The sequence below is a fragment of the Sphingomonas sp. genome (assembly GCF_019242355.1).
Lineage (GTDB): Bacteria > Pseudomonadota > Alphaproteobacteria > Sphingomonadales > Sphingomonadaceae > Sphingomicrobium.
On the sequence record NZ_JAFAVR010000167.1, the window covers coordinates 1 to 25,716 of the forward strand.

Genomic DNA, 25,716 nt, shown 5'->3' on the forward strand with positions numbered 1-25,716 from the left:
CGGCCTCCGGAGCTTCACGCCGTCACGCGTTCCGGCCTACGGGTTCGACGCCGACATGCCCGGGTTCTTCTGGTGCGCAGGCCAGGGGGGCTTCGGCATCCAGACGGCGCCGGCCGCTTCGGCGCTTGCGGCATCCTTGCTCCTCGACCAGGAAATGCCCGACTTCCTCCGCGGAGTGGACCCGTCCGTCTACGCGCCTCGCCGCTTGGGCTAGCGCCGCTTGTCGGCCTCGGCGCAGGCGAGGGCATCGACGCGGTCGTTCTCCGGATGCCCGCTGTGGCCCTTCACCCAGTGCCAGTCGATCCGGTGCGGCGACGCTGCATCGATCAGCTGCTGCCACAGCTCCGAATTCTTGACCGGTTTCCTGTCCGCGGTGCGCCAGCCGTTTCGTCGCCAACCATGAACCCACTTGGTGATGCCGTCGCGCACATAGACGCTGTCGGTGTAGAGCCGCACCCGGCACGGCCGCTTGAGCGCGTTTAGGCCAGCGATCGCGGCCATCAATTCCATCCGGTTGTTAGTCGTCGGCTTCTCACCGCCGGCCAGCTCGCGCTCCGTGCCGCCGGTGCGCAGCAGCGCCGCCCAACCGCCCGGTCCGGGATTACCCCGGCAGGCTCCGTCGGTGAAGATGTCGACCTCGGGAAGCTCCGTCACGTCAGGCGACGAGCTCGCGCGGCAGCTTGAAGGTCATTCGCTCAGGACTGTGGTCGGCGATCTCTTCGGTCACGTCGAAGCGGGCCCGAAGCGCGTCGAGCACTTCGCGCACCAGAAGCTCCGGCGCCGACGCGCCGGCAGTGAGCCCGAGAGTGCGCGGCTCGCCGAGCCACTCCCAATCGATGTCGGCGGCGCGCTCGATCAGCCGCGCTGGCACCCCCATCCGTTCGGCGACCTCGGCAAGACGCAGCGAATTGCTGCTGTTGGGCGCGCCAATGACCAGCATCCGCTCGCATTCGCCGGCGATCGCCTTGACGGCGGCCTGGCGGTTCGATGTGGCGTAGCAGATGTCCTCGCTGCGCGGTGCCCGGATTTCGGGGAAGCGGGCCTTCAGTGCATCGACGATCGCCGCAGTGTCGTCGACGGAGAGTGTCGTCTGGGTGAGAAACGCGAGGGTGGCGCTCTCCGGCACCCTGGCCTCGGCGACGTCGGCGACGCTTTCGATCAAGGTCATCGAGCCCGCCGGGACCTGCCCGAACGTGCCGATGACTTCGGGATGTCCGGCATGGCCAATGAACAGGATGTGCCGTCCTTCCTCGATCAATCGCTCGGCCTGGCGGTGCACCTTGGACACCAAAGGGCAGGTCGCGTCGACATAGGTGAGCCCGCGGTCCTGGGCGGCTGCCGGTATCGCCTTGGGCACCCCGTGGGCGGAAAAGACCACGGGCCGGTCATCGGGCACCTCGTCGAGCTCGTCGACGAAGACCGCTCCCATGTCCCTCAACCGCTCGACGACGAAGCGGTTGTGGACGATTTCGTGCCGGACGTAGACCGGCGCTCCGAACCGCTCGAGCGCGAGCTCGACGATCTGGATTGCCCGGTCGACGCCGGCGCAGAAGCCGCGCGGCGCGGCGATCAGCACTCGAAGCGGCTTTGCTGGATTGGTCAGCTGGGTCACGTCGAGGCCATGTAAGGCATCGCTTGCAGCCATAGAAGGGGCTTCCTATGAACGCGCCAGCAGCCCATTTCCCCTCTCCCTCGAGGATCGTCGCCTTGAAGCTCCGCCTTGCCGCTCTGGCCGCCGTCATCATGCTCAGCGCTTGCCGCCACACCGGCGACCTCACGTCCGAGAACGGCGGCGGCGTCTATGCCGTCCGCGGCGATTGTCCGATTCTCGGGCTTCCAGCGGAAACCGGCGATATCACCTTGTTCAACCCCCCGGAGAGCCGGGATTCGCGGGCGATCGACGTGACAGCGACAATCAGCAACCTTCGCAGCAGTTGCTCGGACGTTGGCGACGACGTGGTTTCGACCGCGACCTTCACAGTCGTCGGCCTGCGCCGCGACCCCGGTCCGGCGCGCCAGGTCGTGCTTCCATACTTCGACACGGTCGTCCAGGGCGGCAGTCGAGTCGTTGCCAAGCAAATCGGCCAGGTTGCGCTCGATTTCCCGGCTGGGGGCCTCCACGCGTCGACCCGGGCGCAGGCGACCGTCCGAGTCAACCGTTCCGTGGCCAGCCTGCCCGAGAATGTTCGCCAGATGCTGACCCGGCCGCGCAAGGCTGGAGAAGCCGATGCCGCGGTCGACCCCTTGTCCGACCCGTCGGTTCGGTCGGAAGTCGCCAATTCGACTTTCGAGCACCTGATCGGCTTTCAGATGAGCGAGGACCAGCTGCGCTACAACGCCACGCGCTAGGATTTCGCGACCGGACGCGTTGACTCGGGCTCCGGGCGAAGCCAAGGCTCGCTCCCGTCGCCGGGGGCTCCGCTCCCGGAAAGGCCGCACGGGAGAGTCTGCAGTCACTGCAGCGCCGAAGGAGCAACCGCCCCCGGAATCTCTCAGGCATCGAGGACCGTGCGCGCCTGACAGTCTGGAAAGTGTCCGCTGCGACGAGCGCGCAGGCGGGCCGCCGAAGGGGCAAAGCTCTCAGGCGCTAGAGACAGACGGGGGCGGCAGCCGAAGCGCTCGTGAGCGGTTCCGCAGTCGCACCCTTTGCCGGAGCGCCATCATGAGTACCGAAGTCCACAACGGTCCGACCGACGACAAGCAGGCCCGCGGAACGCCATTCAGCGGCGATCCGAGCGGCGGCGCGGGCGACCAGCCGGCGCAGCTGGAAAGGCTTCCGCTCGACGCCTGGCACCGCGATCGCGGCGGCCGAATGGTCCCGTTCGCGGGCTACGAGATGCCTGTCCAGTACGAGGGCATCATCGCCGAGCATCTCTGGACCCGCGAAAATGCCGGCCTGTTCGACGTTAGCCACATGGGACAGCTGCTGATCCACGGCCGCGACGCCGACAGCGAGCTCGAAAAGGTGCTCCCCGCCGACCTTCGCGGCGCGAAGGACATGAAGCCCAAATATTCGCTGCTCCTGGCGGACAATGGCGGGATTATCGACGATCTGATGGCGACCCGGCGCGGCGACGATTTCTACGTCGTCGTCAACGGCGCGACGAAGCATGGCGATATGGCTTACCTCGCCGAGCGCCTGCCGAACCTCGCGATCGACCATATGAAGGAGCAGGCGCTGCTCGCACTCCAGGGCCCACGCGCCGTCGACGTCCTGGAAGGAATCATCCCCGGCGTGCGCGCTCTCGCGTTCATGGAGGCGGGACCGTTCCGCGCGGTGGGACACCCGCTGTGGATCAGCCGCTCAGGCTACACGGGCGAGGACGGGTTCGAGATCTCGGTGCCGGCCGTCGTCGCGGGCGATCTTGCCGACGCGATCCTGGCTAACGAGCTCGCGAAGCCGATCGGCCTCGGTGCCCGCGATTCGCTTCGGCTCGAGGCCGGGCTCCCGCTCTACGGCCACGACCTCGACGAGGAGACGACGCCGGTGATGGCGGGCCTGACCTTTGCGATCAACAAGCGCCGCCGGGCCGAAGGCGGCTTCCCCGGCGACATGCGAATCCTGGCCGAACTCGAGAAGGGCGCGCCGACCACGCGCGTCGGCTTCGAGGTAGAGGGCCGCCAGCCGGTTCGCGAGGGCGCGCTGGTCCTCGACGCGGAGGGCACCGAGGTCGGCAGGATCACCAGCGGTGGCTTCTCGCCCAGCCTGCAGCGTCCGATCGCCATGGGCTATGTCGCAAGCCACCTCGCCGCGACCGGCACGGCGCTGAAGCTCGAGCAGCGCGGCAAGCTGTTCGACGCGCGCGTTACCGCGATGCCGTTCGTCCCCCACCGCTATCACCGCAAGGGAGCCTGACCTGATGAGCCTCTATTTCACCAAGGAGCACGAGTGGGTGCGCGTCGACGGCGACACCGCCACCGTCGGCATTTCCAATCATGCCCAGGAAGCCCTCGGCGACATCGTCTTCGCCGAAGTGCCGGAGGCCGGCCGCAAGGTCAGCAAAGGGCAGGAGGCGGCGGTCGTGGAGTCGGTCAAGGCCGCGTCCGACGTCTATGCGCCGGTCTCGGGCGAGGTCGTCGAGGGCAATCCGGCCGTCGCCGACGACCCCAGCGTCATCAATAGCGATCCGGAAGGCGAGGGCTGGTTCTTCAAGCTGAAGCTCGACGATCGGTCCGAGCTCGACGGGCTGATGGACGAGGACGCCTATCGCGAGTGGATCAAGACCCTTTGAGCCAAGGAGCTGCCCAGAATCCGGCGTCCACGAGTTCCTGGGACGCGGCGGAGTACGCGCGCGTCGGCGCCTTCGTCGCCGAGCTCGGGGAGGCGGCGCTCGACCTGCTCGACCCCAAGCCGGGCGAGCGAATCCTCGACATCGGCTGCGGCGAGGGCAGCCTGACCAAGCGGATCGCGGAGCGCGGTGCGACCGTGCTCGGCATCGACAATTCTCCCGAGATGATCGCGGCTGCGCAGGCGAAGGGTCTCGACGCGCGCCTGCTGGATGTCGCCGACATGGCCTTCGCGGCCGAGTTCGACGCCGCTTTCTCGAACGCGGCCCTGCATTGGGTGCTCGAGAAGGAGAGAGCGGCCCAAGCGATCTTCTTCGCGTTGAAGCCGGGCGGCCGCTTCGCCGGCGAGATGGGCGGCGAGGGCAATATCGCCCGCCTCCAGCAACTCGTCGACGAGGAGATGATCCTGCGCGGCTATATTCCGCCAACGGAGGCCCACAACTGGTACCCGGCGCCCGAGGAATTCGCCGCGGTCTACGAGGCTGCCGGTTTCCGCGAGATCGACGCGCGGCTCATTGAGCGCCCGACGCCGCTCGCCCATGGTGTCGCCGCCTGGGTGACGACGTTCCGCAAGGGCTGGCTCGACCGCGCCGGCGTGCCCGAAGAGGAACGCGCCGAGCTTGCCGCGAACGTCGCCGACCGCTTCGGCAACAGCCCCGCCGACTATGTCCGCCTTCGCTTCATCATGAGAAAGCCCAACTGATGCGTTACCTGCCGCTGAGCGATGCCGATCGCAGCGAGATGCTGCGCGTGATCGGCGCCGCCTCTGTCGACGACCTGTTCCGCGACGTTCCCGAGGAGCTTCGCCTGAAGGGACCGATCGGCGGCCTCCCGCTGCACGCTTCCGAAATGGCGGTCGAGCGGCACATGACGGCCCTTTCGCGCCGGAACATGGTTGCGGGCGACGTCCCCTTCTTCCTCGGCTGCGGCGCCTATCGCCACCACGTGCCGGCAAGCGTCGACCACATCATCCAGCGTGGCGAGTATCTGACCAGCTACACGCCCTACCAGCCGGAGATCGCCCAGGGCACGCTGCAGATGATGTTCGAGTTCCAGACGCAGGTCGCGCGTCTGCTCGGTTGCGAAGTCGCCAATGCGTCGATGTACGATGGCTCGACCGCGATGTGGGAAGCGATCCTGATGGCGCACCGCATCACGCGCCGGGGCAAGACGATCGTCTCGTCAGGCGTGCACCCGCATTATGTCGGCGTCGCCACGACGATGGCGAAATTCACCGGTGACCTGCTCGTGACCGGCGAGCCGGAACTGAGTGCCGCGACCGACGCCGACCGCCTGATCGCAGGCATCGACGGCGAGACCAGCGCGATTGTCATCCAGTACCCGGATATCCTCGGCCAAATCACCGACCTGGCGCCGATCGCCGAGGCGGCTCACGCCGCCGGCGCCCTGCTGATCGCGGTCGTCACGGAGCCGGTCGCGCTCGGCCTGATACGCTCGCCGGGTGAGATGGGCGCGGACATCGTCGTCGGCGAAGGGCAGTCGATCGGCGTCGGCCTGCAGTTCGGCGGCCCCTATCTTGGCCTGTTCGCTTGCCGCGAAAAGCACGTCCGGCAAATGCCGGGCCGTCTCGCCGGCGAGACCGTGGACGCGGAAGGCAAGCGCGGCTTCGTTCTCACCCTTTCGACCCGTGAGCAGCATATTCGCCGCGAGAAAGCGACCTCGAACATCTGCACCAGCTCGGTGCTGTGCGCGCTGGCGTTCACTGTCCACATGACCCTGCTCGGCGAGAAGGGCCTGCGCCAGCTCGCGTCATTGAACCACGCGCGCGCGTGCGAGGCTGCGGACCGGCTGTCCGCGATCCCGGGCGTCAGCCTCGTCAACGAGAGCTTCTTCAACGAATTCACGCTGAAGTTGCCGCTGGAAGCACGACCTGCGGTCCATGCGCTGGTGGAGCGCGGTGTGCTTGGCGGGGTGTCGCTCGGACGGCTCTATCCAGGTTCGGAGGCATTGCGGAACGGCCTTGTCGTGGCGGTGACCGAAACGACGACCAGAGAGGACATTGCCGCACTCGAAGCGGCGCTCAAGGAGGTGGTGCGATGACCGTCAACCCGTCGGGCTGGCGGCCCACTGCTCCCGAGAACGCGGAGGGGCAGGCCGACACCGTCACCGGTAACCGTGCGCTGATGCTCGAGGAGCCCTTGCTGTTCGAGATCGGCTCGACCGACCGCACTGGCGTCGATTTCGCCGACCAGAAGATTGGCAGCGGCCGCCTCGGCGGTCTCGAACGCAACCGGCCGATCGACCTGCCGGGCTTGTCCGAGCCCGAGACCGTCCGTCATTACACTCGGCTGTCGCGGCAGAATTATGCGATCGACCTCGGCCTGTTTCCGCTCGGGTCGTGCACGATGAAGCACAATCCGCGCCTCAACGAGAAGGTCGCGCGGCTGCCGGGCTTCGCCGACGTCCATCCGCTGCAGCCGCAAGAGACCGTCCAGGGTGCGCTCCAGGTGATCAACGAGCTGGCCTTCTGGCTGCTCGACCTCACCGGAATGCACGGCGTCGCGATGAGCCCCAAGGCGGGCGCGCATGGCGAGCTTTGCGGCCTGCTCTGCATCCGTGCTGCGCTCGAGCGGCGCGGAGACAAGCGCGAGGTCGTCCTTGTTCCTGAGAGCGCGCACGGCACCAACCCGGCGACGGCCGCTTTTGCCGGATATCGCGTCGAAAACATCCCTGCCACTGCCGCCGGCCGCGTCGACCTCGACGCATTGAAGGGCCGGCTTGGTCCCGACGTCGCCGCGGTGATGATCACCAATCCCAACACCTGCGGCTTGTTCGAGCCGGAGATGAAGCTGATCAGCGACGCGGTCCACGCCGCCGGCGCCTTCGTCTATTGCGACGGGGCGAACTTCAATGCGATCGTCGGCAAGGTCCGCCCGGGCGACCTCGGCATCGACGCGATGCACATCAACCTGCACAAGACCTTCTCGACCCCGCACGGGGGCGGCGGGCCGGGATCCGGTCCGGTGGTCCTGTCGGAGGCACTCTCGCCCTTCGCGCCGCTGCCCTTCGTGGCGAAACACCCGGACGGGACTTTCAAGCTGATCGAGGAAGAGACCGCGGGCGAGGAGCATCCCGACGCGTTCGGTCGGATGGTCGCCTTCCACGGCCAGATGGGCATGTTCACCCGCGCGTTGACCTATATCCTCAGCCATGGCGCCGACGGGCTGAAGCAGGTCGCCGAGGATGCGGTACTCAACGCCAATTTTATCCTCCGCAGCCTGGAAGACGTTCTTGACGCACCGTTCGCTGGAAGCGGACCGTGCATGCACGAGGCGATCTTCTCGGACAAAGGATTCGAGGGAGGCATCAGCACCATCGACCTTGCCAAGGCGCTGATCGACGAGGGCTTCCACCCGATGACCATGTATTTCCCGCTGGTCGTCCACGGCGCCATGCTCGTCGAACCGACCGAGACAGAATCAAAGCGCAGCCTAGACAAGTTCATCATGGCAGTGCGGGCGATCGCCGAACGAGCCAGGACAGGGGATCAGAGCCTCAAGGCGGCCCCCGTCCACGCTCCGAGGCGGCGGCTCGACGAGACGCTTGCGGCGCGCAAGCCCGTGCTGACATTCAGGGAGCCGGAACCCGCGCAGGCCGCGGAGTAAGCCGGCGAGGGGAGGGTCAGAATGCAGGCAAATCCGGTCCATCCGTCGCCGCTGGGATCGATCATCCCGCTGGCGATCATCGTTCTCGTCGTGGCGCTGCGGATGCGCGGCATGAGCAAGATGCGACCGCTGAAGCTCGGCACCTTGTGGATCGTGCCCGCGCTTTACCTCGCCGTGACTGTCTGGATGTTCATCCTGCTTCCGCCGATCGGCTGGGTGGCGATTGCGTCCGCCGTCGCCCTGGCCGTCGGCGCGGCAGTCGGCTGGCAGCGCGGCAAGATGATGCACATCCACGTCGATCCGGAAACGCATGCGCTGAACCAGAAGGCGTCGCCGGCCGCGATGATCTTCCTGATCGCGCTCGTAATTGTCCGTAACGCCACGCGGGCACTGCTTGGCGCCGGCAGCAACGTCAGCCCGGCGATGCTCACCGACCCACTGATCGCCTTTGCGCTGGGGATGTTCGCCATGACCCGCCTCGAAATGTACCTCCGCGCTCGGCGGTTGCTGGAAGAAGTGCGAACCGCGCCCTGATGCCCGGCGATCGGCGCTTCTACGAGGCGCCAGCCTCGGGCAAGCGACGCTCCGCCCCGGCTGCGGCGCGCAACCGCGAGCCCGTCTCGGCGGTCCTGCGCGAATGGCTGCCGACCACCGGGGTGGTGCTCGAAATCGCGAGCGGCACCGGCGAGCATGCCGTCCATTTCGCGAACGCCTTTCCCTCGCTGGAATGGCAACCGAGCGACGTCCATCCAGACGCGCTTGCATCGATTGCCGAATGGCGCTCGGACTCGGGCCGGAGGAACCTGCGGGCGCCACTGTGCCTCGACGCTGCCGCGTCCGACTGGCCGATCGAGAGAGCCGACGCGGTGCTTAGTCTCAACATGGTGCACATCAGTCCCTGGACGTCGGCGCTTGGGTTGCTTGCGGGGGCGGCACGCGTACTTTCGCCGGGCGCTCCGCTCATCCTCTACGGGCCGTGGTTCCAAACCGACGTCGAGCCCGCGCCGAGCAACGTCGCCTTCGACGCCAGCCTGCGCGAACGGGACCCCGCCTGGGGCCTGCGCTTGGTGGAGGACTTCGCTGCCGCTGCGAAACCCGCGTTCGAGCTTTCGTCGATCCGGCCCATGCCTGCGAACAATCTGATGCTGCTTTTCCGCCGCTCGAACGACGGTCGTTAAACGAAGTTTTACTAGAGCGCCGCTAGGACGATGCGATGGACGAGAGCAGCACTCCGCAGAATCGGCGCGCGCGTCGTTCGCCGGTGTTCCTCACGGCGACGATCGAGGTCGCGGGCATTCCCGAACCGGTGAAGCTTCGCAATCTCTCCGAAGAGGGCGTTCTGATCGAAGGCGATCGCTTGCCTCCGGAGGGGACGAGAACCTGCTTCCAACGCAAGGACCTGCTCGTCGAGAGCCGGATCATCTGGGTTCAGGGCCGGTATGCCGGAGTCGCCTTCGACCATCCGCTGAAGCCCGAGGATGTGCTGCGACACGTCGCCAAGCCGCGGCCGACCGCGAAGCTCGACCACCGCCGGCCAGGCCTCGCCTGCAGGCCGCTGTCCACCAACGAGCGCAAGATGATCGAGCAGTGGCTATCGATCAGCCAGGTGCCTCGCCCCGGCGAATGATCAGGCGCTTGCGCGCAGCCTCGCGCGCTCGTCCTGAAGCCAGGAGACCAGGGCGGGCAGCGGCAGCACGCGGTCGAACGTGATCCCGTAGCATTCGCCATCGCGCCACCGGACCGTGCCGCTGCATGGCTGAAGCCCGAACAGGCTGACCGTGACTCTTGCGGCGACATCGATGGCCGCGCGGCTTTCAAGCTTGATCCCGCCCTGCGAGATGTTGACCGCCCTGCAGCGGTGCGAGAACGCGCCCTCGCGGATGGAGCCGACGCAGTTCACCTCGACCCGCGGCATGCGCGGGCGCGGTCCCTCCGCCGTCAAGGAGAGCAGTTCGAGGACGTCGATGGGCTCGTCGAAAGCGATGCCTGCGAAGCCGTCGCGGACCCAGCGGGCGATGCCCACGACCGGCTCGCCCTGCTTCAGCTCGACGCTTAGCCGGGCGCCCGCGGGAAGATCGCAATAAGCGCGCACCAGCATTCCGCCGGCGGAGATGTTCTTGATGAGGCACAGCTCGCTGCGGTCGCCGATCTTCATCGAACCGACGCGAAGAAGGCTGAGGTGGCGCTGGCCGTTCCGGCGCTCCGGCGCCGCGGGCGCGGCGTCTGCGAGCGAGTAAACAGTCATTTCGACAGGCTGTTCGTCCAACCGAAGGCTCCACCATTCGCCGCTGTCAGCAGCGCCTCACTCGCCGGGAGTATGGAAGAAGAGCCTTACCAGTTTCTTTCGCTTGCATCCGTTTGTGCTGCGAAATGGTCCCGTGTACTCTTTCGGCGCAGGAGAACTTCGATGCTTCGCCTAGTGCCGATCGCCATTGCCGCGGGCGCCGCGGGATTCCTCGCTTCCGCTCCGGCGATCTCCCAGCCCATGCCCGCGCCTGCTGCCGCGCATGCCGAGCCAGCGCCGTCGCTGCCGGCCATCGACCGCTCCAGCCAGACCGAGGACGTGCGGTTCCGATCCGATCTCAACCAGCGAATGACCGTCGGCGTCATGGTCGGCGGCACCGGCCCGTATCGCTTCATCGTCGACACCGGCGCCGATCGGACGGTCGTTTCGACGGAGCTTGCGGCGGCGCTCAAGCTCGCCTCGGCCGGGACTGCCCCGTTGCACAGCACGGTCGGCATCTCGCCGGTCGAGACCGCGACCGTGCCGACGCTCCAGGTGACGCGCAATGTCGTCCGCAACATCGTCGCGCCGGTCCTTGGAAGCTCGCATATCGGCGCCGACGGCATCTTGGGCGTCGACGCGTTGCGGTCGCAGCGGATCGACCTCGACTTCCGGACGCAGACGATGTCGGTCGTTCCCGCCACGACCCCCATCGAGCGTGACGCGGGCCAGAACGAGATCGTCGTCGAAGGCCACCGCCGCAACGGCCGCCTCGTCGTCACCGAGGCGAACATCAACGGCATATCCGTCACGGTCGTTCTCGACACGGGCGCGGAAGTGAGCGTCGGCAACGAGGCGCTTCGGACCGCTCTCTTTGCCCGCGGCCGAACCGACCAATTCCATCGGGTCGAGATCCAGGCGGTGACCGGCGACATGATTTTCGGCGAGGTGGCGCTCGTCGACCGGCTCGACATCGGGGGCGCCAATCTCAACCGGCTTCCGGTGGTCTTCGCAAGCGCTCACATCTTCAACGAGCTCAAGCTGGACCGCAAGCCGGCGTTGCTGTTGGGGATGAACGCCATGCGCGCATTCCAGAAGGTGTCGATCGACTTCGCGGCGCAGCGGCTGCGGGTCGTCATTCCCGAGCATAGCGCCCTCGACATCCATTTCGCCTACAAGCTCTAGCGCGCCCGCCCGAATGGCTAGCCGGGGAGCGGCGGCCCGGATATGCTTGGGCGATGGACGCGCGAACCAGGCACCAGGAAACGGCCCCACAGGAGGAAGGGGCAGTCATGCTCTCGGAGGCGGTGTCGGCGAAGCGCGACCGCCTGCTTGCATCGCTTACGCTGATCGCCGGCATCGGGCTGGTCGTTGCAACTCCCTTTGCGCTCAGCGCAGGCGCGGAATTCTTCATGCCGGTCACCGCCGCCCTGGTCATCGCGATCGCGCTGGTGCCCATGCTCGAATGGCTGGAGCGGCGCGGCATCCCGTCCAAGGCCTCGGCCGGGCTGTGCGTCATCATTTTCCTGGTCGTGGCCTTGTTCGCGATCGGTTCGATCGTCGTCCCGGCGACCGATTGGGTCGCGCAGGTTCCGGGCAAGATCCCGAAGGTGCGTGAGGCGCTGTCGCCCGTGATCCAGCTCTACAAGCATCTCGACAAGTTCATCGACCGGACGACGCAGCAGATCGCGATCAGCTCGCCGCAGCCCCAGGCGCGGACGGTCGCAGTCGAGCAGGCGCACTCGACGCTCGGGCTCATCACCAGCTCGGCACCGCACCTCTTGATCCAGCTGTTCTTCTCGCTGCTGGTGATCTTCTTTTTCCTCGCGGGCTGGACGGCGATGCGCAAGAAGACGATCGTCAGCCGCGGCAGCTTCGAGGGCGCCCTGACCACCGCCCGCGTGATCCAGCAGGTCGTCGACGCGACCTCGACCTATCTCGGAACCATCACGCTCATCAATGCCGGCCTCGGCACGCTGACCGCACTCGTCCTGTGGTGGCTCGGGATGCCGTCGCCGATCATGTGGGGCGGCATTGTCGCGGTCGCAAACTACATCCCTTATCTCGGGCCGATCGTCTGCGCCTGCCTGCTTCTGCTCGGCGGCCTGATGACCTACCCCGACATCTGGGGCGCGCTGATGCCGCCGGCAGCGTTCATCAGCTTCCATCTGGTCGAGGCGAATTTCTTCACTCCGATGGTCGTCGGCCACCGGCTGACGATCAGTCCGCTGTCGATCCTGATCTCGCTCTCCTTCTGGGCCTGGGTGTGGGGGACGACGGGAGCGCTCCTCGCCGTGCCATTGCTGATCATCATGAAGACGATTTTTTCTGCCGCGGGGACGCCCGATATCGCCGGCTTCCTGTTCGAGCACGGCACGCTGACCCATGTCGGCGATGCGAACGAGGAAGAAGAGGACAGCCGGCAGGAAATGGAGCCTGCGATGGTTGACACCTCAAAGCCCCTTTCCTAGGGCCCGCGCACGCTAAAAACGCGGGTGTAGCTCAGTTGGTTAGAGCGCCGGCCTGTCACGCCGGAGGTCGCGGGTTCGAGCCCCGTCACTCGCGCCACTTTTCGACAATCATGGACTGGACTAGACCGGTCTGATGGTCGCTGATGCCTCCGCTTACGCCGTGCTCGGCCTTGAGCCCGGAGCCGAATGGGCTGCGGTCGAGCGCGCCTACAAGACGCTTATAAAGGCCTACCATCCCGACCGTCCGGGGGGGGATGCCGACCGTGCCGCCGAGATCAACCATGCCTATCGCGAGCTTCGCCGGGCACGCGCTGCATCGGGCGAGGGCGAGGCCTGGGGCGCCTATGCGCCGATCGCGGACCTCGAGCCGCGGTCATGGCGCTGGCTCGGAGTGGCGCTCGGGATTGCCGGCGTTGCTGCCGGGGCGTTCCTCATCGCCGGCCCCTCAGCGAGCCTCGTCGCCAATTTCCGGATGCGCGCTGCCCCTCTGGCTGCGGAGCGCGGCCCAAACCCTCCTCTGGTCAAGCCGGCTGACGCGATGGCGGAGCCGCTCGACGGCGAAGCGATCCGGGCGGGCGTCGCGCAGGCGCGGCATGTGGCGGCAACGGGAAGCGATGCGGCAATGGCGGACGCGACCCGCAATTGCGCCAGCGAGCAACGCGCCAGGCCCTCGCTTGCCTTGCTCGATCGCTGTGCCGCATTCGACGACGCCATCGTCCAGCTCGAGGATCGCGACCCGTGGCGCGACGACGGTCCGTTCAGCCAGCTTGCGGTCACCGGGCGTCAGACGAGCGCCGCCAACCTCCTATCGGACGATTATCTGGCGATCGACAGCCGCCTCGACCGTATCCGGCTGGCGGTGGAGCTCGCGCTATCGCGGCCGGAACTCTAGGTCGACCCCCGGCCCGAGCTTGCGAACTAGGGCTTCGGCGGGCTCGCCGGAGTGGCCCCGGCCGGGGCGCTGCTCGCGCCGAGCGGCTTCTCGTTGCTTGCGACCGTATCGCTCGACAGCGACCACTTAAGCGTGTCCGAGGACTCGAACTGCTTCGTATAATCCTCGTGCGGAGCGGCGTCGGCCGCCTTGCGGGCAACCATGGTGAAGCGCACCGCAACCCTCTTGTCGCCGCGCATCGACGGCTTGAGCGGCAGCGCCTGAGCGCCCGGCAGGTCCGCGAGCACCTGAGCCAGCGCCTCGCTCTGCGGGCGAGCGGCTGCGTTGGCGGCGACGGCAGCGACCGCGGCATTGCGAAGCGCGAGCGCGTTCGGCTCATGGCCCGAATAGCTTTCGCTGAACGCCGCCGGCCGGCCCCACGCGCCGGTCCAGTGATAGAAGATATGCGCGCCGACGACCGCATTCTTGGTCAGCGTCGAAGCCCAGTAGGGCACCACGTAATCGGCATGGTAATGCGTCGCCCAGCCGACCGGGCCGAACACTGCTCCGCTCAGCGCCTGCTCCGCGATTGCATAGGCGCGCTTCCAGCCGTCCGCGTCGGGACGCCGATTGAGCGACCCGTCGCAGGTGAAGGTAAACTGGCAACCGGTCGGTCGAGTCGAGCCTTCATAGACGACCGAACAGACATTCGCCGGAAAGGCCGGATGCCGGACTCGGTTGAGCACCACCTGGGCGACCGCGCGCTGGCCGTCCTCGTCCTGGCTGCCGGCCTCGTAATAGACCGCGCTGGCAAGGCAGGAGAGGGCCTGAGACCGGGTAGCCTTATCGCCCCGGAACACGAATGGCGACGCGGCCGGGTTGGGCCCGCTGTCGAGCGGGATGGCCGCATTGACCTGCACTGCCTGCTCCGGCGCGATCTGGCGGATGAGCAGCGGCGGAGGGGCGGGCGGCGGGACGGCTTGCGAAGCTGCGGCATTGCGACCGGGAAGCTCCGGCGTCCCCTGCGCGACGCTGGCAATCGCCGCCGCCGCGGCGAGGGCGAGCATTGCGAACCCGGCGGTCTCGCGCGGGTGAACGCGCCAAAGATCGGCCAAGCGGAACGTGCCCGCCCCGAAGGGTCGCCCAAGGATCGCGGCTTTCGACATCGGCCCTGATATAGTGAGCTAAGACGCCTGGTTCAATCTCGAGCATCGCGCGCAGGCGCTCGAAAGCGTCCAGTTACCATCCAGACCACCAATGGTTTCAATGGGATGATCCAGATCGTTCCTGCGACCACGTAGAATGCCGCCTGCACCAGCACAGGCCAGCGGCCGACAACGGGGGACAGGCCCGCGATGAGCGCCGCCCAGACCGCGATCATGAGCAGGATCAGCGCGATGCCGGCCAGGGACCGGCCGGTCGGCGAGGGCGGCGTCACGCCTCGCCTCTAGTCCGCTCATGGGGCAATGTCAGCCGCCGCATTTGCCGAGCGCGTGTCGAGCCGGAAGACACAGGAAATCCGGCCGAGGCATGCCCGGCCGGGTCCCTGAACCAATGCGTGAGTCCTAGTTGCCGCGTTCGGGCGCCGGCGGCGGTGGCGGCGGTGGGGGCGGCGGAGCCGGGCAGGTATCGGTCGCCAGGATCACCGACCCGTCCGGGCACGTCTGCGTCGCCGGGGCCGGAGGCGGCGGCGGGGGAGGCGGCGGGGGCGGCGGGGGAGGCGGTGGTGGCGGAGCGACCGACCCGAGATTGTAGACCAGGCTGGCGAGCAGGCTGCTCGACTTGTAGCGCCCGATCAGCGTGTACGGCGAGAGGCCCGTGCAAGTCGTCTTGCAGAAGGGCCCGAAATCGAGCCGGTTGGTCACGAAATATCTGTACTTCAGGCCGACATCCACGTTCTCGCTGACTGGCACGCGCAGCTCGGCCAGCGCCTGGTAGGCGAACGCCGCGTCGGAATCGGAAAAGGACAGCGGGTTCGAGGGCGTCATGTGGTTGTGATAGCTGACGCGTGCATAGCCGAAGCCCAGGCCGAACGAGCCGCTCACGCGCGGGCCGCCGACGTCGAGAAGGGCGTTCACCATGCCGGAGCCGACGCTGTTGCGTCCGGATGTCGGAACATAGCCGGTGAGGTTGGCGTCGCCGACCGCTTCCGCGGCCGAGATGGAGATCAGCGACCTCTTGACCGATGTCCGCTTGTACGCCGCCTCGGCCTCGACCCGCAGCATGCCGAAGTCGTAGCCGAAGACGAAGTCGCCTTCGAACCCGTACTTGTGCAACAGCCTCAGCGCATTCTCGTCCGATTCCGTGCTGTTGGTAAAGCGCAGCGGGGTGCTCTGCGGCTTCACGACCCCGAAATCGATGCCCACATAGGGCGAGCCGTCGCGCGCGTTCGCGGCGGTGGCCATGAATGCCGTGGCGACCGCCGCGGCAACCGTAAACTTGCGCATCAAGCTTCCTCCCCTGATTGCAGGAAATCGATGCTTGCGGGGATACACCCGGCCAGAAGAATCCTACAAGGCGGTGCGCAGCCAGACATGTTGCCGAAAAGCCGCAACTCCGTCGATTTTGACGCAAATCCGCGCCAATTTCAGGTCAGGGCCGGCTCCTGAACCACTCCACGCCGTCCGGCGATGCGAACGCGTGCAACGGCACGTCCCAGGCATCGGCGGGGATTGGCGAAGTGAGGCGCTGAAGCGGCCAGCCGACGCCGATCAGCCGCGCGCCCGCGGTTCGAAGCCGGCTCAGCGCCCGGTCGTAATGGCCCTTGCCGCGACCGAGCCGGGTGCCGCTTCCATCGATTGCAAGCAGGGGCACCAGGACCAGGTCCGGCTCGACAACCGGCGCGCTGAGCTTCGGCTGCATCAGCCCGAATGGCCCGGGCAGCAATGGGTCGCCGGCACGGAAGCGGAACGGCTTGGCCGGGTGATCGAAGGCCGGGAAGGCGACGATCGATCCGACCGCGCGCGCTTCCTCCGTCGCTAACAGCGGCGAAATCTCGCTGCCGATCGGGGCATAGCCGCCGACGACCCTGCAATCGGCGCACAAGGAGGTGAGATGCTCGGCCAGTCGGCGCTCGAGGAGATTGCGCTCGGCATCGGACAAGGTGCGCACGAGCGCCTTGCGCGCATCCAGCGCCGCCTTGCGAAGCACGTCCTTCGCGGGCGGCAGCATCTCGGGCCCCGACGGCATCGGGGGTCCGGGCGTGAAGGGAGGTGACGGGACCACCATGGCCGTTTGCCCTAAAATCCTCTGACGCCCAAACGTCAGGTGGGCGCCGTGTGATCCAAGCCAGGGCCTGGGCAGGGACAGCTCCCATTAGGATTGAATAGCCTCAGGGATTTTCCAAAGGCTCGCACCGGGTAGTGCCCGTCCCCTTCGATTTAGGGATTCGCGCCCTCGCGCTCAAGGGCTTCCGCGAGGGATTCGAGCCGGTCGGCGAGCGCTTCCGCACGGTTCGCGAGCATCGGGTCCGGCGCCGGCGGAGGCGGGGGCTCGGCCGCGGCTTCCGGCTTCTTGTCGATCAACTGGTCGGCTATCAGAAGCGACGCGAACAGGAATTGGCGCGCTTCCGACAGGGCGCCGAGGCCCGACAGCGCCTCGCGGCTCTTGCCATCGACGATCCGTGCGGCGGCGCGCAGATTGTCCTCCTCGCCGTCGCGGCAGGCGACCTGGTAGGTCCGCCCGGCGATCGTCAGGTCGACCATCGCCGGCATCAGGCGGCGACCTCGCGGATCAGCTCGTCGAGCTCCTCGACCACTTCGCGCACCTTGGCACGCAATTCCTCGTCGCGCGGCGCCGGGGCGGGAGATCGCGACCCGAGCGCTCGCTCGATGCGCTGCAAGGCCCGCTCGGCACGATCGAGAGCGTTGGAAAGGGGGGCGTCGGTCACGAAAATCGCGGTAACGCAATCTGCCGCTCCCCCGCAAGCATTGACGCCAATCGGCTCACCGGACAAAGGACCCAAGTCATCGGCCAGCCCGAACCCGAGGCATGGCCGCACCCTCGACGGAGCTTCGATGCAACCGACCGACCGCCGCCTGGCCAACGCCATCCGGGCTCTCGCGATGGACGCCGTCGAGGCCGCGAACAGCGGGCACCCCGGAATGCCGATGGGCATGGCCGACGCCGCGACGGCGCTTTTCACCAGGCATCTGAAGTATGACGCCGCCGACCCCCACTGGCCCGACCGCGATCGCTTCATCCTGTCCGCCGGGCACGGCTCGATGCTCCTCTATGCCCTGCTCTACCTGGCCGGTTACGAGCGGCCGAACCTCGACGACATCAAGCGCTTCCGCCAGCTTGGCTCGCCGACCGCCGGTCACCCCGAGAATTTCGAGCTTCCGGGAATCGAGGTCACGACTGGTCCACTCGGCCAGGGCGTCGGAATGGCCGTCGGCATGGCGATCGCCGAGCGCCACCTCAACGCCGTCTACGGCGACGACCTCGTCGACCACCGCACCTTCGTCATCGCCGGTGACGGCTGCCTGATGGAGGGCATCAACCACGAGGCGATCGGCCTTGCGGGCGCGCTCCAGCTCGGCCGCCTGATCGTCCTGTGGGACGACAACAGCATCACCATCGACGGCTCGACCGACCTCTCGCGGACCGAGGACGTCGTCGCCCGCCACCAGGCGGCGCAATGGCACACGGTCGAGTGCGACGGCCTTGATGCCGACGACGTCAGCCGAGCGATCGCCGAGGCAACTGCCGACCCGCGCCCGAGCCTGGTCCGCTGCCGCACGATCATTGGCTACGGCGCGCCCAACAAGCAGGGCACCGCCGCCACCCACGGCTCCGCCCTCGGGAAGACGGAAGTCGAAGCTGCCCGCGTCGAGCTCGGGCTCGCGCCGGAAGAGTTCACGGTGCCCGAGGACGTGCTGACCGCCTGGCGCGCCGCCGGCAAGCGCGGCGGCGTCGAGCGCGCCCTGTGGCGCGACCGGCTCGAGGAGAGCGGGCGCAAGAACGAACTCCTCGCGCGCCTTAATGGCAAGGTCAGCGATGCCTGGCTGCGCCCCTATCTCGACAGGCTGCTTGCCGATCTGAGGCCCGTCGCGACCCGCAAGGCATCCGAGATGGCGCTGGAGGCGATCAACGCCGCGATCCCGGCAACGATCGGGGGCTCCGCCGACCTCACCGGCTCGAACAATACCAAGACGAAGGGCCTGGAGCCGCTCAGTGGGCAGAACTACGCCGGCCGCTACATCTATTACGGCATCCGCGAGTTCGGCATGGCGGCCGCAATGAACGGCCTCGCGCTCCACGGCGGAGTCGTCCCATACGGCGGCACCTTTCTCGTCTTCGCGGATTACGCCCGCCCCGCGATCCGACTGTCGGCGCTCCAGGGCGCCCGGGTCATCTATGTCATGACCCACGATTCGATCGGGCTGGGCGAGGACGGTCCGACCCACCAGCCGATCGAGCATCTCCAGAGCCTGCGCGTCGTTCCACAGCTCGAGGTCTACCGTCCCGCCGACGCTGTCGAGACCGCCGAATGCTGGGCGCTGGCGCTGCAGAGCGAGGGGCCGAGTATCCTCGCCTTGACTCGGCAGAACGTCCGCCCGGTCCGCACCCAGGCCGTGCCCGAGAACCTGTCCGCCCGCGGCGCCTACCGCCTCAAGGCTGCGGCAGCCGCGCGCAAGGTCATCATCATCGCTACGGGTTCCGAAGTCGAAATCGCGCTGGATGCCGCTCAGCAGCTTGAAAGCCGGGGCATCGGCGCCGACGTCGTGTCCATGCCCTGCACCGAGCGCTTCGATGCCCAGCCCTGGGATTACCGGGCCGACGTCCTCCCCGACGTCAGCAACCGCGAGATCCTGCGTGTCTCGATCGAGGCCGGAACCACCATCGGCTGGGAGCGCTACACCGGCCTCCACGGCCTTCGCATCGGCATCGACCGCTTCGGCGTGTCCGCGCCCGCGACCGACGCCTATGACTATTTTGGCCTGACGCCCGACAAGATCGTCGCCAAGATCACGGACTTCATGAAGCAAAGAGGCATTCAATGACCAAAGTTGCAATCAACGGCTTCGGCCGCATCGGCCGCCTCGTCGCACGCGCCATTCTCGAGCGTCCCGACTGCGGGCTGGAGCTCGTCAGCGTCAACGACCTTGCCGACGCCAAGTCCAACGCCTGGCTGTTCGCGCACGACAGCATTCATGGCCATTTCCCGGGCGAGGTCACGACCGACGGCAATGACATCATTGTCGACGGCAAGCGCATCCACGTCACTGCCGAAAAGGATCCGGCCAATCTTCCGCACGCCGCCAACGGCGTCGACATCGCACTCGAATGCACTGGCTTCTTCACAGACCGTGCGAGCGCAGAGAAGCATCTTGCTGCGGGCGCGAAGAAAGTCCTGATTTCGGCCCCCGCCAAGGGCGTCGATTTGACCGTCGTCTACGGGGTCAACAACGACAAGCTGACCGCCGAGCACAAGATCGTCTCCAACGCGTCCTGCACCACCAACTGCCTGGCGCCGGTCGCCAAGGTGCTGAACGACGCCATCGGCATCGAGCGCGGGCTAATGACCACCGTCCACGCCTACACCAACGACCAGAAGATCCTCGACCAGATCCACAGCGACATGCGCCGCGCCCGCGCCGCGGCGATGAACATCATCCCGACCACCACCGGCGCCGCCCGCGCCGTTGGCGAGGTCCTCCCCGAGCTCAAGGGCAAGCTCGACGGCTCCGCGGTTCGCGTGCCGGTCCCGGACGGAAGCCTCGTCGACCTGACCTTCACGCCCAAGCGCGACACGACCCGTGAGGAAGTGAACCAGGTCCTGAAGGCCGCGAGCGAGAGCGGGCCGCTGAAGGGCGTGCTCGTCTACAGCACGGATCCCCTGGTTTCCTCCGACATCGTGCACACGCCGCAAAGCTCGACGGTCGACGGCCTCGAAACCGCGGTGATCGAGGGCAAGCTGGTCCGCGTCGTCAGCTGGTACGACAATGAGTGGGGTTTCTCGAACCGCATGGTCGATACGGCGCACGCAATGGGCAAGCTCGGCTGAATGCTGTCCTACAAGGCTGGTTTGCCGTTAAGGACTGGGCGATGATCGCGATCTCCTACAATCACCTTCGATACGGAGCACCCGCCTCGCGCTCGCGCATACGCGCGCGCGTGTTTGGCAGGACCTTTGCGACCTTTCGCGGCCGATGAGCAGCTTCAGGACTCTCGACGATCTGCCCGATGACCTCACGGCCAGGAAGGTCCTGGTCCGAGTCGATCTCAACGTACCGATGGACGGCGCGAAGGTGACCGACGACACGCGGCTCCGGGCGATGCTGCCGACGGTGCTGGAGCTCAGCGACCGCGGCGCCATCGTCCTTTTGCTCGCTCACTTCGGACGGCCGAAGGGCGAAGTTCGGCCGGACATGTCGACGGCGCAGCTCGTGCTTCCGATCCACCGCCTGGCGGGTCGCTCGGTCCGGTTCATCGAGGATTGCGTCGGACCGGAAGCCGAGAGGGCAATCGCGACCATGCTGCCGGGCAATATCGGTGTGCTTGAAAACACCCGCTTCCACCTCGGCGAAGAGAAGAATGATTCCGAACTAGCCAGGGGCATGGCCGCGCTCGGTGACTATTATGTCGACGACGCCTTCTCCGCCGCACACCGTGCCCACGCGTCGACCGAAGGCATAACCCATTATCTGCCGAGCTTCGCCGGCCGGGCGATGGAGGCGGAGCTCAAGGCGCTCGAGCGGGCGCTCGGCAACCCGCAGCGTCCGGTCGCGGCCGTGGTCGGCGGCGCCAAGGTTTCGACCAAGCTTGCCGTGCTCGGCCATCTCGTCGGCAAGGTCGATCACCTGATCATCGGCGGCGGCATGGCCAACACCTTCCTGGCGGCCCGCGGCGTCAACGTCGGCAAGTCGCTGTGCGAGCACGACCTGACCGGCGAGGCCAATTCCATCTTCGACGCGGCGGACAAGGCTGGCTGCACCATCCACCTGCCGTACGATGTCGTTGTCGCGAAGGAGTTCGCGCCCAACCCGCCGAGCTTGCGCACCTGCAACGTGCACGAGGTCCAGCCCGACGAGATGATCCTCGACGTCGGTCCGGCAGCGGTCGAGGCGCTTGCCGACGCCCTCAAGACCTGCCGCACTTTGGTCTGGAACGGCCCGCTCGGCGCCTTCGAAACTCCGCCGTTCGACGCTGCGACGGTCGCCCTCGCCAAGACAGCGGCGGCGCTGACCAAGGAAAGCTCGCTCGTCTCGGTTGCCGGCGGCGGCGACACCGTCGCGGCGCTGAAGCACGCCGGCGTCGCCCAGGATTTCACCTTCGTCTCGACCGCGGGCGGGGCGTTTCTCGAATGGATGGAGGGCCGCGTTCTCCCCGGAGTCGCGGCGCTCGAACAGCAGCAGGGGTCGCAATGAACCAGTCTGAGATGAATGCGAAGATCGCGCGCGGGCAGGGCTTCATCGCCGCTCTCGACCAGTCTGGCGGCTCCACGCCGAAGGCGCTTGCCGGCTACGGCGTCGAGGAAGGCGCCTGGGGCAGCGACGAGGAAATGTTCGGGCTCATCCACCAGATGCGCTCGCGGATCATCACCGCACCCTGCTTCGGCGGCGGCAAGGTCATCGGCGCGATCCTGTTCGAGCGGACGATGGACGGCCAGGTCGACGGCAAGCCGACCCCGCAGGCGCTGGTCGACCAGGGCGTCGTACCCTTCATCAAGATCGACAAGGGCCTCGAAGCCGAAGCCAATGGCGTTCAGCTGATGAAACCGATGCCGGAACTTGATGCGCTCCTGAAGCGCGCCAGGTCACTCGGCGTGTTCGGCACCAAGGAGCGATCGGTGATCAACGCGGCCAATCGTGACGGCATCGCCACCGTCGTCAGGCAGCAGTTTGAGGTCGCCCAGCAGGTGCTTGCCGCCGGCCTGATGCCGATCATCGAGCCCGAGGTGAACATCAAGAGCGCCGACCGCGACGCCAGCGACCGAATCCTGCTCGAGGAGCTTCTGAAGGCCCTCGACGGCCTCGGCGATAATCAGCAGGTGATGCTGAAGCTGTCGATCCCGGCGGAAGCGAACCTGTTCCAGCCGCTCGTCGACCACCCGAGCGTGCTTCGTGTCGTCGCTTTGTCGGGCGGCTTCTCGCGCACTGAAGCCTGCCGCGAGCTTGCCAGGAATCCGGGCCTGATCGCCAGCTTCAGCCGAGCGCTCCTGTCCGACCTCCGCCATCAGCAAAGCGACGAGGAATTCAACTCGACGCTCGGAAGCGCGATCGACGAGATCTACGAAGCGTCGGTGTCGGAGCTGCCGGCCTGAGCATGGACGAAGCCGACTACGATCCGATCGATTTCCCGCCGCCCAAGCGCAGCGAGCCGGCCAAGCTCTACCTGATCAGTCCGCAGGAGGTCGGGGGAGTTTTCCCCGACCGCCTCAGGGCTGCCCTCGATCCGGGCATCGCGGCCGCGTTCCAACTGCGGGTCAAGGACACGGACGAGCATTCTCTCGCTCGATACGCTGAGCCGCTGCAACGCATCTGCGCCGACGCCGGCGTCGCGTTCATCGTCAACGACAGCATGGCGCTCGCCAAGCGTCTCGGCGCGGACGGCGTCCATCTTGGCCAGCAGGACGGCGACATCCGGGAGGCGCGCGCCCTCCTCGGCCCCGACGCGCAGATCGGCAAGACCTGCCACGACAGCCGCCACCTCGCCATGAATGCTGGGGAGGCAGGCGCCGACTATGTCGCCTTCGGCGCCTTCCATCCGACCCAGACCAAGCCTTCGAACTATCGACCCGAGCCGTCGATCCTGACCTGGTGGTCGACCCTGTTCGAGATTCCCTGCGTCGCCATCGGCGGCATCACGTCCGACAATGGCCGTCCGCTAGTCGAGGCCGGTGCGGATTTCCTCGCGGTCTGCCAGGCGGTGTGGGGCAAGGACGACCCCGCGTCCGGCGTCCGTGCCTTTGCCGAGGCGCTCAGCTGAACGGCCGCTCGCGGTACCATTTGGTGACGATATATTTGACCCCTGCCTTGACCGGACGGCCTTCGTGCAGGGTCCAGGGATTGGGGCTTCCGTCCGCTGCCATGTTGTTCCAGATCAGCAGCCGGCCGAGGCTTGGCGACACGTCGATCCCAAGGAGCTTGAACCCCGTCGCTCCGCCGCGCTGCGGCACGTTGAGATAGATCATCGCCGTCCAGGTGCGCTGCCCGCCATGCGGTTCATACTCCGCCCAATAGGGCTGGTCGATGTAGAAGAAGTCCGCATGCTCCCGGAACTGCTGGCCCTGCCGGTAGCGCTGGCCCTGCAGCGGCTCTCCCCATGACCGGTCCATTCCCAGGAAAGCGGCGATGCGCGTCTCGACGGCGGACACCAGCGGGTCGTGGACGTCGAAGTTGCAGCTGTAGCTGGTCCGCACCTCGGCATGCTTCTCCTTCTCGTAAAGCGGCGAGGGATAGGAGCCTGCATCGATCTGGGCGCACAGTGCCTGGCATTCCGCCGGCGTCAGGAACTGGTCCCGGAGGTAGAGCTGGACCGGCCTGGCGCCATCGCTGCACAGCCGCCAGACCTGCGGCGCGGCGTCGAGGCGCTTGCCGACCCGCTGCCCGACGCCGGCCCGCAAATCGGACTTCTGGGTCGCGAAGGGCGCTTGGGGCGGGTCGTAATAAGGCGGCGGCGCGGCGTCTGGCATCGCCGTCGATTAGCCTGACGCCAGGGAGCTTGCCAGCACGCCTGGCGCTTCATCCCTGTTTGAAACGACCCATGCCGTGGTCAGCGCATCTGCCCGACCATCGACTTCAATGTCTGCGCGTCATGGATGGCGTGGCCGTGGATATCGTTATTGAAATAGCACCACACGGACCGGCCCTGTCGCGATTGTTCCATCGCCCAGTCGGCCCAGGTCAGCAACGCCTCGTCGGGGTAACGTCCCCAATATTTGCCCACGCCGCCATGGAACCGGACGTAGGCCACGGGCCCGACGGCGATCCGCTCCGTCGTCGACCCAGCCATGTCGTGAACGCAGAATGACGCTTTGTAGCGGTCCAGCAGCGCATAGGTATCCGGCACGTACCAGTCCGGATTGCGAAACTCGAAGACGCTGGCAACGTCCGCTGGCAGGATGCGAAGGAAGCTTTCCAGCCGCTCCAGGTTGCGCTTCATGCTGGGCGGCAGCTGGAAGAGCATCGGCCCTAGCCGGTCGCCGAGATGCCGCGCCGAGGTCATCATGCGCTCTAGCGGTTCCTCGCAATCCTTGAGCTTCTTGGCTTGAGTAAGGTAGCGATTGGCCTTGACCGCATAGCAGAAGCCCGGCGGCGCCTGCTTGCGCCATTTCTCGAACGTCTCTGGCTTGGGCAGGTGGTAGAAGCTGTTGTTGAGCTCGACCGTATCGAAGTCTTCGGCATAGCGTTCGAACCAGCGGGCCTGGGGCAGGCCATCGGGATAGAGAATCCCTCGCCAGTGCTTGTACACCCAGCCGGAACAGCCGATGTGAATGGTGCCGCCTCTTGCGTCGCTGGATACAGTTGTTCCTTCCATCGTTGCAGATGAACAACGGTCATCGGCAAGGGTTGCGGAATTCATGCTCAGGGTCATCGGCACGGCACTGCTTACGGCCATCGTCGTCAGCGCCTTCTGGATCTGGTTCTACAGCAGCGTCCCGTCGAGCTCGCCCGAGGTGGCGCGCAACGGCCCAGTCGTCACCGTCAAGCCGCAGAACGCGCCGCCAGTCCAGGTCGCCGAGCAGGTGCAGGTAACGCCCTCGGGCCTCGCCCTGCCGGTCATCGGTGTCCGCCCGGACCAGCTGACCGATACGTTCGACGCGGCCCGCTCGCAGGGGCGACGTCATGACGCCATCGACATCATGGCCGCCGAGGGAACACCAGTGATCGCGGTGTCAGACGGCACGGTCGAGAAATTGTTCAACAGCGTCCGCGGCGGGACGACGATCTACGAGCGCTCGCCCGACCAGAAGTGGATCTATTACTACGCCCATCTGTCGGCCTACGCGCCCGGACTTCATGAGGGCCAGCAGGTCAAGCGTGGGGAGGTGATCGCGCGGGTCGGGCATACCGGCGACGCCAGCGCCGATGGCCCTCATCTGCATTTCGCGGTCAACTCCATGGCGCCCGGCGAGCGCTGGTGGAACGGCACGGCGATCAATTCCTACCCGCTGCTTGCCGGGAAGAAGGCCGGCGGCTAAGGCGCCCGCCAATCGCGGGCTGGCCCCGCGGCGGCTCTTTTCTCAGTCTCGGCAGGTAGGCGATCATGAAGATCAGCGGCGTGGACATC

29 protein-coding genes, 1 tRNA gene, 1 pseudogene and 2 riboswitches are annotated in these 25,716 nt (G+C 66.8%); of the genes and pseudogenes, 20 read left to right on the forward strand and 11 right to left on the reverse strand.

Annotated elements, in window-relative coordinates; all coding sequences use genetic code 11:
* Nucleotides 1–214 (forward strand): annotated as a pseudogene (locus tag JOZ79_RS08270) (FAD-binding oxidoreductase); the annotation flags it as partial.
* Here the strand turns inward: JOZ79_RS08270 and rnhA are convergent.
* On the reverse strand, nucleotides 211–654 hold the full coding sequence (gene rnhA / locus JOZ79_RS08275) for a ribonuclease HI (RefSeq protein WP_294073108.1): 444 nt from the start codon (nucleotides 652–654) through the stop codon (nucleotides 211–213). The pseudogene JOZ79_RS08270 and the gene rnhA overlap by 4 nt on opposite strands.
* 1 nt (nucleotide 655) lies before the next feature.
* On the reverse strand, nucleotides 656–1,645 hold the full coding sequence (ispH, locus tag JOZ79_RS08280; RefSeq protein ID WP_294073111.1) for a 4-hydroxy-3-methylbut-2-enyl diphosphate reductase: 990 nt from the start codon (nucleotides 1,643–1,645) through the stop codon (nucleotides 656–658).
* A 14-nt stretch (nucleotides 1,646–1,659) separates the two neighbouring features.
* On the opposite strand from ispH, the gene JOZ79_RS08285 reads away from it, so the two are divergent.
* The 9 genes from JOZ79_RS08285 (at nucleotide 1,660) to JOZ79_RS08325 (ending at nucleotide 9,540) form a co-directional block, all read left to right on the forward strand.
* Nucleotides 1,660–2,349, forward strand: a complete 690-nt coding sequence (locus JOZ79_RS08285; RefSeq protein WP_294073114.1) for a hypothetical protein — start codon at nucleotides 1,660–1,662, stop codon at nucleotides 2,347–2,349.
* 79 nt (nucleotides 2,350–2,428) lie between these two features.
* Nucleotides 2,429–2,519, forward strand: a riboswitch (glycine riboswitch).
* 1 nt (nucleotide 2,520) lies between these two features.
* Nucleotides 2,521–2,601, forward strand: a riboswitch (glycine riboswitch).
* Nucleotides 2,602–2,662: 61 nt separating this feature from the next.
* Nucleotides 2,663–3,856: a glycine cleavage system aminomethyltransferase GcvT gene (gene gcvT / locus JOZ79_RS08290; RefSeq protein ID WP_294073117.1), complete on the forward strand. Its 1,194-nt coding sequence runs from the start codon at nucleotides 2,663–2,665 to the stop codon at nucleotides 3,854–3,856.
* A 4-nt stretch (nucleotides 3,857–3,860) separates the two neighbouring features.
* Nucleotides 3,861–4,232: a glycine cleavage system protein GcvH gene (gcvH, locus tag JOZ79_RS08295; protein ID WP_294073119.1), complete on the forward strand. Its 372-nt coding sequence runs from the start codon at nucleotides 3,861–3,863 to the stop codon at nucleotides 4,230–4,232.
* Complete coding sequence (locus JOZ79_RS08300) at nucleotides 4,229–4,990, forward strand: methyltransferase domain-containing protein (RefSeq protein WP_294073122.1); 762 nt, start codon at nucleotides 4,229–4,231, stop codon at nucleotides 4,988–4,990. The genes gcvH and JOZ79_RS08300 overlap by 4 nt, the downstream gene beginning before the upstream one ends.
* Entirely contained in the window at nucleotides 4,990–6,348 is a 1,359-nt protein-coding gene (gene gcvPA / locus JOZ79_RS08305) for an aminomethyl-transferring glycine dehydrogenase subunit GcvPA (protein ID WP_294073124.1), read from the forward strand. The genes JOZ79_RS08300 and gcvPA overlap by 1 nt, the downstream gene beginning before the upstream one ends.
* On the forward strand, nucleotides 6,345–7,913 hold the full coding sequence (gene gcvPB / locus JOZ79_RS08310) for an aminomethyl-transferring glycine dehydrogenase subunit GcvPB (RefSeq protein WP_294073126.1): 1,569 nt from the start codon (nucleotides 6,345–6,347) through the stop codon (nucleotides 7,911–7,913). Before gcvPA ends, gcvPB begins: the two co-directional genes overlap by 4 nt.
* Before the next feature lie 21 nt (nucleotides 7,914–7,934).
* Nucleotides 7,935–8,447, forward strand: coding sequence for a CcdC protein domain-containing protein (locus tag JOZ79_RS08315; protein ID WP_294073128.1), 513 nt, complete (start codon nucleotides 7,935–7,937; stop codon nucleotides 8,445–8,447).
* A complete protein-coding gene (locus JOZ79_RS08320) occupies nucleotides 8,447–9,091 on the forward strand; it encodes a DUF938 domain-containing protein (RefSeq protein WP_294073130.1) in 645 nt (214 codons plus the stop codon). Before JOZ79_RS08315 ends, JOZ79_RS08320 begins: the two co-directional genes overlap by 1 nt.
* A gap of 35 nt (nucleotides 9,092–9,126) precedes the next feature.
* The gene (locus JOZ79_RS08325; protein ID WP_294073131.1) at nucleotides 9,127–9,540 is read left to right on the forward strand and encodes a PilZ domain-containing protein; all 414 of its coding nucleotides are present in this window, start codon (nucleotides 9,127–9,129) and stop codon (nucleotides 9,538–9,540) included.
* On the opposite strand, the gene JOZ79_RS08330 is transcribed toward JOZ79_RS08325, so the two are convergent.
* Nucleotides 9,541–10,179, reverse strand: a complete 639-nt coding sequence (locus tag JOZ79_RS08330; protein ID WP_294073132.1) for a PilZ domain-containing protein — start codon at nucleotides 10,177–10,179, stop codon at nucleotides 9,541–9,543.
* A 141-nt stretch (nucleotides 10,180–10,320) separates the two neighbouring features.
* On the opposite strand from JOZ79_RS08330, the gene JOZ79_RS08335 reads away from it, so the two are divergent.
* The 4 genes from JOZ79_RS08335 (at nucleotide 10,321) to JOZ79_RS08350 (ending at nucleotide 13,500) form a co-directional block, all read left to right on the forward strand.
* A complete protein-coding gene (locus JOZ79_RS08335) occupies nucleotides 10,321–11,322 on the forward strand; it encodes a retroviral-like aspartic protease family protein (RefSeq protein ID WP_294073134.1) in 1,002 nt (333 codons plus the stop codon).
* Nucleotides 11,323–11,429: 107 nt separating this feature from the next.
* Nucleotides 11,430–12,608: an AI-2E family transporter gene (locus JOZ79_RS08340; RefSeq protein WP_294073136.1), complete on the forward strand. Its 1,179-nt coding sequence runs from the start codon at nucleotides 11,430–11,432 to the stop codon at nucleotides 12,606–12,608.
* A 20-nt stretch (nucleotides 12,609–12,628) separates the two neighbouring features.
* Nucleotides 12,629–12,705, forward strand: a tRNA-Asp gene (locus tag JOZ79_RS08345).
* Between the two features lie 36 nt (nucleotides 12,706–12,741).
* Nucleotides 12,742–13,500: a J domain-containing protein gene (locus tag JOZ79_RS08350; protein WP_294073138.1), complete on the forward strand. Its 759-nt coding sequence runs from the start codon at nucleotides 12,742–12,744 to the stop codon at nucleotides 13,498–13,500.
* 26 nt (nucleotides 13,501–13,526) lie between these two features.
* Here the strand turns inward: JOZ79_RS08350 and JOZ79_RS08355 are convergent, their stop codons facing one another.
* The 6 genes from JOZ79_RS08355 to JOZ79_RS08380 form a co-directional block, all read right to left on the reverse strand.
* Entirely contained in the window at nucleotides 13,527–14,645 is a 1,119-nt protein-coding gene (locus JOZ79_RS08355) for a cell wall hydrolase (RefSeq protein ID WP_294073140.1), read from the reverse strand.
* A 32-nt stretch (nucleotides 14,646–14,677) separates the two neighbouring features.
* A complete protein-coding gene (locus JOZ79_RS08360) occupies nucleotides 14,678–14,917 on the reverse strand; it encodes a DUF2842 domain-containing protein (protein ID WP_294073142.1) in 240 nt (79 codons plus the stop codon).
* Between the two features lie 127 nt (nucleotides 14,918–15,044).
* A complete protein-coding gene (locus tag JOZ79_RS08365) occupies nucleotides 15,045–15,926 on the reverse strand; it encodes an outer membrane beta-barrel protein (protein ID WP_294073144.1) in 882 nt (293 codons plus the stop codon).
* A 145-nt stretch (nucleotides 15,927–16,071) separates the two neighbouring features.
* The gene (locus tag JOZ79_RS08370) at nucleotides 16,072–16,650 is read right to left on the reverse strand and encodes a 5-formyltetrahydrofolate cyclo-ligase (RefSeq protein ID WP_294073146.1); all 579 of its coding nucleotides are present in this window, start codon (nucleotides 16,648–16,650) and stop codon (nucleotides 16,072–16,074) included.
* Between the two features lie 209 nt (nucleotides 16,651–16,859).
* The gene (locus JOZ79_RS08375; RefSeq protein ID WP_294073148.1) at nucleotides 16,860–17,192 is read right to left on the reverse strand and encodes a cell division protein ZapA; all 333 of its coding nucleotides are present in this window, start codon (nucleotides 17,190–17,192) and stop codon (nucleotides 16,860–16,862) included.
* Nucleotides 17,192–17,368 carry a hypothetical protein gene (locus JOZ79_RS08380; protein WP_294073150.1) on the reverse strand — a complete coding sequence of 59 codons (177 nt, stop codon included), beginning with the start codon at nucleotides 17,366–17,368 and terminating at the stop codon, nucleotides 17,192–17,194. The genes JOZ79_RS08375 and JOZ79_RS08380 overlap by 1 nt, the downstream gene beginning before the upstream one ends.
* 127 nt (nucleotides 17,369–17,495) lie before the next feature.
* Between JOZ79_RS08380 and tkt the strand changes: the two genes are divergently transcribed.
* The 5 genes from tkt to thiE all read left to right on the forward strand — a co-directional run bounded on the left by tkt (nucleotide 17,496) and on the right by thiE (nucleotide 23,412).
* On the forward strand, nucleotides 17,496–19,484 hold the full coding sequence (tkt, locus tag JOZ79_RS08385) for a transketolase (RefSeq protein WP_294073152.1): 1,989 nt from the start codon (nucleotides 17,496–17,498) through the stop codon (nucleotides 19,482–19,484).
* Nucleotides 19,481–20,488, forward strand: coding sequence for a type I glyceraldehyde-3-phosphate dehydrogenase (gap, locus tag JOZ79_RS08390; RefSeq protein ID WP_294073154.1), 1,008 nt, complete (start codon nucleotides 19,481–19,483; stop codon nucleotides 20,486–20,488). The genes tkt and gap overlap by 4 nt, the downstream gene beginning before the upstream one ends.
* Before the next feature lie 145 nt (nucleotides 20,489–20,633).
* Entirely contained in the window at nucleotides 20,634–21,851 is a 1,218-nt protein-coding gene (locus JOZ79_RS08395) for a phosphoglycerate kinase (RefSeq protein WP_294073156.1), read from the forward strand.
* Entirely contained in the window at nucleotides 21,848–22,747 is a 900-nt protein-coding gene (locus JOZ79_RS08400) for a fructose bisphosphate aldolase (RefSeq protein WP_294073158.1), read from the forward strand. Before JOZ79_RS08395 ends, JOZ79_RS08400 begins: the two co-directional genes overlap by 4 nt.
* A gap of 2 nt (nucleotides 22,748–22,749) precedes the next feature.
* Nucleotides 22,750–23,412, forward strand: a complete 663-nt coding sequence (gene thiE, locus JOZ79_RS08405) for a thiamine phosphate synthase (RefSeq protein WP_294073160.1) — start codon at nucleotides 22,750–22,752, stop codon at nucleotides 23,410–23,412.
* Here the strand turns inward: thiE and JOZ79_RS08410 are convergent.
* Nucleotides 23,405–24,118 (reverse strand): 2OG-Fe(II) oxygenase, encoded by a 714-nt coding sequence (locus JOZ79_RS08410; protein WP_294073161.1) that lies wholly within the window; start codon nucleotides 24,116–24,118, stop codon nucleotides 23,405–23,407. The genes thiE and JOZ79_RS08410 overlap by 8 nt on opposite strands.
* An 80-nt stretch (nucleotides 24,119–24,198) precedes the next feature.
* Nucleotides 24,199–25,008 (reverse strand): DUF72 domain-containing protein, encoded by an 810-nt coding sequence (locus tag JOZ79_RS08415; protein WP_294073163.1) that lies wholly within the window; start codon nucleotides 25,006–25,008, stop codon nucleotides 24,199–24,201.
* Between JOZ79_RS08415 and JOZ79_RS08420 the strand changes: the two genes are divergently transcribed.
* The gene (locus tag JOZ79_RS08420; RefSeq protein ID WP_294073165.1) at nucleotides 25,007–25,627 is read left to right on the forward strand and encodes a M23 family metallopeptidase; all 621 of its coding nucleotides are present in this window, start codon (nucleotides 25,007–25,009) and stop codon (nucleotides 25,625–25,627) included. The two genes, JOZ79_RS08415 and JOZ79_RS08420, sit on opposite strands and share 2 nt — an antisense overlap.
* Nucleotides 25,628–25,716: the final 89 nt, after the last annotated feature.

Coding starts and splice junctions, on each gene's coding strand:
- tkt (WP_294073152.1), top strand. CDS start 17,496: ATGCAACCGACCGACCGCCGCCTGGCCAACGCCATCCGGGCTCTCGCG.
- JOZ79_RS08325 (WP_294073131.1), top strand. CDS start 9,127: ATGGACGAGAGCAGCACTCCGCAGAATCGGCGCGCGCGTCGTTCGCCG.
- JOZ79_RS08415 (WP_294073163.1), bottom strand. CDS start 25,008: ATGAATTCCGCAACCCTTGCCGATGACCGTTGTTCATCTGCAACGATG.
- JOZ79_RS08350 (WP_294073138.1), top strand. CDS start 12,742: ATGGTCGCTGATGCCTCCGCTTACGCCGTGCTCGGCCTTGAGCCCGGA.
- JOZ79_RS08410 (WP_294073161.1), bottom strand. CDS start 24,118: ATGCCAGACGCCGCGCCGCCGCCTTATTACGACCCGCCCCAAGCGCCC.
- JOZ79_RS08420 (WP_294073165.1), top strand. CDS start 25,007: ATGCTCAGGGTCATCGGCACGGCACTGCTTACGGCCATCGTCGTCAGC.
- gcvH (WP_294073119.1), top strand. CDS start 3,861: ATGAGCCTCTATTTCACCAAGGAGCACGAGTGGGTGCGCGTCGACGGC.
- ispH (WP_294073111.1), bottom strand. CDS start 1,645: ATGGCTGCAAGCGATGCCTTACATGGCCTCGACGTGACCCAGCTGACC.
- JOZ79_RS08285 (WP_294073114.1), top strand. CDS start 1,660: ATGAACGCGCCAGCAGCCCATTTCCCCTCTCCCTCGAGGATCGTCGCC.
- JOZ79_RS08400 (WP_294073158.1), top strand. CDS start 21,848: ATGAACCAGTCTGAGATGAATGCGAAGATCGCGCGCGGGCAGGGCTTC.
- JOZ79_RS08375 (WP_294073148.1), bottom strand. CDS start 17,192: ATGCCGGCGATGGTCGACCTGACGATCGCCGGGCGGACCTACCAGGTC.
- thiE (WP_294073160.1), top strand. CDS start 22,750: ATGGACGAAGCCGACTACGATCCGATCGATTTCCCGCCGCCCAAGCGC.
- gap (WP_294073154.1), top strand. CDS start 19,481: ATGACCAAAGTTGCAATCAACGGCTTCGGCCGCATCGGCCGCCTCGTC.
- JOZ79_RS08370 (WP_294073146.1), bottom strand. CDS start 16,650: ATGCTGCCGCCCGCGAAGGACGTGCTTCGCAAGGCGGCGCTGGATGCG.
- JOZ79_RS08395 (WP_294073156.1), top strand. CDS start 20,634: ATGAGCAGCTTCAGGACTCTCGACGATCTGCCCGATGACCTCACGGCC.
- JOZ79_RS08320 (WP_294073130.1), top strand. CDS start 8,447: ATGCCCGGCGATCGGCGCTTCTACGAGGCGCCAGCCTCGGGCAAGCGA.
- gcvPB (WP_294073126.1), top strand. CDS start 6,345: ATGACCGTCAACCCGTCGGGCTGGCGGCCCACTGCTCCCGAGAACGCG.
- gcvPA (WP_294073124.1), top strand. CDS start 4,990: ATGCGTTACCTGCCGCTGAGCGATGCCGATCGCAGCGAGATGCTGCGC.
- gcvT (WP_294073117.1), top strand. CDS start 2,663: ATGAGTACCGAAGTCCACAACGGTCCGACCGACGACAAGCAGGCCCGC.
- JOZ79_RS08365 (WP_294073144.1), bottom strand. CDS start 15,926: ATGCGCAAGTTTACGGTTGCCGCGGCGGTCGCCACGGCATTCATGGCC.
- JOZ79_RS08340 (WP_294073136.1), top strand. CDS start 11,430: ATGCTCTCGGAGGCGGTGTCGGCGAAGCGCGACCGCCTGCTTGCATCG.
- JOZ79_RS08335 (WP_294073134.1), top strand. CDS start 10,321: ATGCTTCGCCTAGTGCCGATCGCCATTGCCGCGGGCGCCGCGGGATTC.
- JOZ79_RS08355 (WP_294073140.1), bottom strand. CDS start 14,645: ATGTCGAAAGCCGCGATCCTTGGGCGACCCTTCGGGGCGGGCACGTTC.
- JOZ79_RS08315 (WP_294073128.1), top strand. CDS start 7,935: ATGCAGGCAAATCCGGTCCATCCGTCGCCGCTGGGATCGATCATCCCG.